Annotated in this window: 4 protein-coding genes; 3 read left to right on the top strand and 1 reads right to left on the bottom strand. The window is 61.9% G+C overall.

Going from position 1 to position 3,383, the window contains the following annotated elements:
• The 3 genes from BG842_RS09340 to BG842_RS09330 all read left to right on the top strand — a co-directional run.
• Nucleotides 1-626 (top strand): trehalose-6-phosphate synthase (locus tag BG842_RS09340; RefSeq protein WP_139136078.1); only part of this gene is annotated, 626 nt, incomplete at its 5' end.
• Nucleotides 623-1,468, top strand: a complete 846-nt coding sequence (otsB, locus tag BG842_RS09335; protein WP_069450549.1) for a trehalose-phosphatase — start codon at nucleotides 623-625, stop codon at nucleotides 1,466-1,468. The genes BG842_RS09340 and otsB, both read left to right, overlap by 4 nt.
• A 109-nt stretch (nucleotides 1,469-1,577) precedes the next feature.
• Nucleotides 1,578-2,150: a hypothetical protein gene (locus BG842_RS09330; protein WP_069450548.1), complete on the top strand. Its 573-nt coding sequence runs from the start codon at nucleotides 1,578-1,580 to the stop codon at nucleotides 2,148-2,150.
• A 63-nt stretch (nucleotides 2,151-2,213) separates the two neighbouring features.
• On the opposite strand, the gene BG842_RS09325 is transcribed toward BG842_RS09330, so the two are convergent.
• On the bottom strand, nucleotides 2,214-3,383 hold a 1,170-nt coding region (locus tag BG842_RS09325; RefSeq protein ID WP_139136077.1), incomplete at its 5' end, for an ABC transporter ATP-binding protein.

The following is a 3,383-nucleotide window of genomic DNA, read 5'->3' as shown; positions in this document are numbered from 1 at the left end:
TCGAACGACTCGATTACACCAAGGGAATTCCCGAGCGACTCACCGCGCTGGAGCGGTTCTGGGAGCGACACCCGGAATGGCGCGGCGAGTTCACGTACGTCCAAAAGGCGAGCGAGAGCAGGAGCCAGATAGACGCGTACGGGGAGTTACAAGCGGAGGTCGAATCGGAAATCGAGAGAATCAACGACCGGTTCGGGACCGACGACTGGATGCCGGTCGTCTATCTGAACGAGCATCTCCCGAAGGAAGGGTTGGCGGCGCTGTACCGCGAGGCGGACCTCGGTATCGTCAGTCCCCGGCGCGACGGGATGAATCTCGTGGCGAAGGAGTTCGTCGCCTCGCAAGTGGACGACCCGGGAGTGCTTCTTTTGAGCGAGCTGACGGGCGCGAACGAGGAACTCGGCGACGAGGCGGTGACCGTACACCCCCATCACACGAACGAGTTCGTGGAGGCCATCGAACGCGCGCTCTCGCTCCCCAAGTCGGAGCGAAAACGACGGATGCACGACCTCAGAAAACAAGTGCATTCGAACGATGTGTACGCATGGATGAACGCCCAGTTCCGAACCATCGAAGCGATTCGACGAGGCCGTGAAGTGGCCGCGAAATCACCACAGAGACGATGAACGAAGACGTTCCCGACCCGCTCCACCACCACCTCTACGCGTTGGTACGGCGATTGCGGGACACGGACGGCATGTTGGCGATGTTCGATTTCGACGGGTCGCTCGCACCGATAGAAGACCACCCCGACGACGTTCGGCTGCCACCGGCGACCCGGACCGTCATCGAAGACCTCCGCGATTCGCCGGACGTCCAGGTTGGCATCGTCAGCGGACGGGGATTGGACGACCTCCGAGAACGAGTCGATGTGGACGGCATCGCCTACGCCGGAAACCACGGGTTGGAAATCGGAACGAGCGACGAACGACATACTCACCCGGTCGCGGAAGACGCGATGGACGAAATCGGACGCCTCTCCGCAACTATCGATTCGAAACTCGCCGCGATAGGCGGAGCCTTCGTCGAGGACAAGGGCGTCACCGCGTCGATTCACTACAGACTCACCGACGACGACCGCGTTCCGGAGGTTCGGGAGGCGGTCCGCGATGTCGTCGCGGACGTAGAGGACGTGCGCGTCACGACCGGAAAGCAGGTCATCGAACTGCGTCCGGACGTCGATTGGCACAAGGGACGGGCGATTCGGTGGCTCTACGAGCGGCGCGTCCCGGACGACGAAACGTGGCTTCCGCTGTACGTCGGCGACGACCGAACCGACGAGGACGCGTTTCACGTCCTTCCCGACATGGGACTCGGGGTCAAAGTGGGACACGAACCGCCGACGATGGCGAGCTATCGCGTCGCCGACCCCGCCGCAGTGCAAAAAACGCTCTCGTGGTTGGCCGAGTACGGCGTCGAGTTTCTACAATCCGAACCCGCGATGAACAGGACATCGCCACAGAGCTAAGGAAACCCTCCGTTACCCGTTTCGAAACAGCCGACGGAACTCCGACAAACCGTCTGAACAGTCACGCCGGTTTATTCGCTATTTGCGAGTATTTCGAGGCAGAGAGACAATGGTATCAGACGAGAACAGCGGACGGGAAACGGAAGAGGAACGAATCACGGACGAGACGACGGAAGAGATATCGGACTACGACGAGGAGCGCGGCGAGGAAGGACGACGAGAAGTGAAACGACGGCGAGAGGAAGAGCGACCGCATCCACCGGCGGGTCCGGCGCGGTACGAGGGAAAAGGACAACCGGAAGGCGAGTACGAACGACCGGCGAAATCGTCCTCGTACGGCGGACGGTACGGAAGCAGGGTTCCGAAACGCGGGACGGAGGAAAACGAACTGAATGCACGCGAACAGCGCGAACGGGAAGGACGCGCGCCGCGAGAGAGCGAGGAGGAAGTCGCCACTGAATCGTCGGAGGAACCGGTCCGCAAATCGGAGACGGGCGAGATACCGAAGTACGGCGGTCGCCGCGACCCGAATTGGAAGCAGCAACGACAGCGGGCGAAAAGCCGACAGCGACAGCGCGAGGAGGTGGTTCGACGATACGAACGACAGGCGAACGCGGCGCTTTCCCGACAACGGGATTTGCAGGTCGAAAAAGGCGGACGACGGTACCACCGCGGGCGGTGATAACCGCCTTCGAGTCGGACCAAATCGCCGCCGTCAGTGACCGTCAGCGGTGCGTAACCGCGGTCAGTCGTTGGCGTCCGTTCGCGCCGTTCTTCGGGCGGCGCGGTCGATGAACTCCTGTGGCAGCTCATCGATTTCTCCGGCCTGAACGCCCCAGAGATGCGCATACAGGCCGTCGTTGCCGATGAGTTGGTCGTGGCGACCGCGTTCCACGATTTTGCCGCCTTCGAGGACGACGATTTTGTCCGCGTCCTTGATGGTCGAGAGGCGGTGGGCGATGGCGAACGTCGTCCGGTTCTCGGTGAGTTTGTCGAGGCTGCGCTGGATGAGCATCTCCGTCTCCGTGTCCACGTCGCTGGTCGCCTCGTCGAGGATGAGGATTTCCGGGTCCTTCAGAATGGCGCGGGCGATGGAAATCCGCTGGCGTTGACCGCCCGAAAGCTTCACGCCACGCTCGCCGACTTTGGTGTCGTAGCCGTCGGGCAGATTGGTGATGAACTCGTGCGCTTCGGCGGCCTTGGCGGCCTCCTCTATCTCCGCGTCGGTCGCGTCGAACGTTCCGTACTCGATGTTCTCCTTGACCGTCCCGTAGAAGAGGAAGGTGTTCTGGCTGACGTACCCGATGTTCCGGCGGATGCTCGGCAAACTCACGTCGCGGATGTCGGTGCCGTCGATGCGGATGGCACCTTCGTTTACGTCGTACATGCGGAGCAGGAGTTTGAGGACGGTGGATTTTCCGGCCCCGGTCGGGCCGACGAGCGCCAGCGTGTCGCCACCCTCGACTTCGAAGGTGATGTCCTCCACGATGGTTTCGCTCTCGTCGTAGCCGAAGGTCACGTGGTCGTAGACGACCTCTCCCTCGGTGACGTCGAGGTCCTTCGCGTCGGGGTCCTCCTGAATCCGACTCGGTTCGTCCATCAGCCCGAAGATGCGGGCACTGGAGGCGTACGCGCGCTGGTACATGTTGATGATGGACCCGAACTGCGCCATGGGCCAGATGAACCGCTGGGTGAGGAGCATGAACGTGACGAACTCACCGGCTTTCAAGTTCCCCGAGAAGAACCACGGTCCTTCGCCGTTGAACACCCAGAGGCCGCCGACGATGAACGTCAGTGCGAAGCCCAACCCCGAGAGTATCTGGAGCGACGGGAAGAACTTTATCCGGGTGACGATGGCGTCCCAGTTCGCACCGAAGTAGTCGTTCGACACGTCGTTCACGCGGTCGGATTCGAA

The organism is Haladaptatus sp. W1, from assembly GCF_001723155.1.
In the GTDB taxonomy this organism is placed as follows: domain Archaea; phylum Halobacteriota; class Halobacteria; order Halobacteriales; family Haladaptataceae; genus Haladaptatus; species Haladaptatus paucihalophilus.
The sequence above is the reverse complement of the archived record's forward strand: the minus strand, read 5'-3'. Positions and strand labels throughout refer to the sequence as shown.

Coding starts and splice junctions, on each gene's coding strand:
- otsB (WP_069450549.1), top strand. CDS start 623: ATGAACGAAGACGTTCCCGACCCGCTCCACCACCACCTCTACGCGTTG.
- BG842_RS09330 (WP_069450548.1), top strand. CDS start 1,578: ATGGTATCAGACGAGAACAGCGGACGGGAAACGGAAGAGGAACGAATC.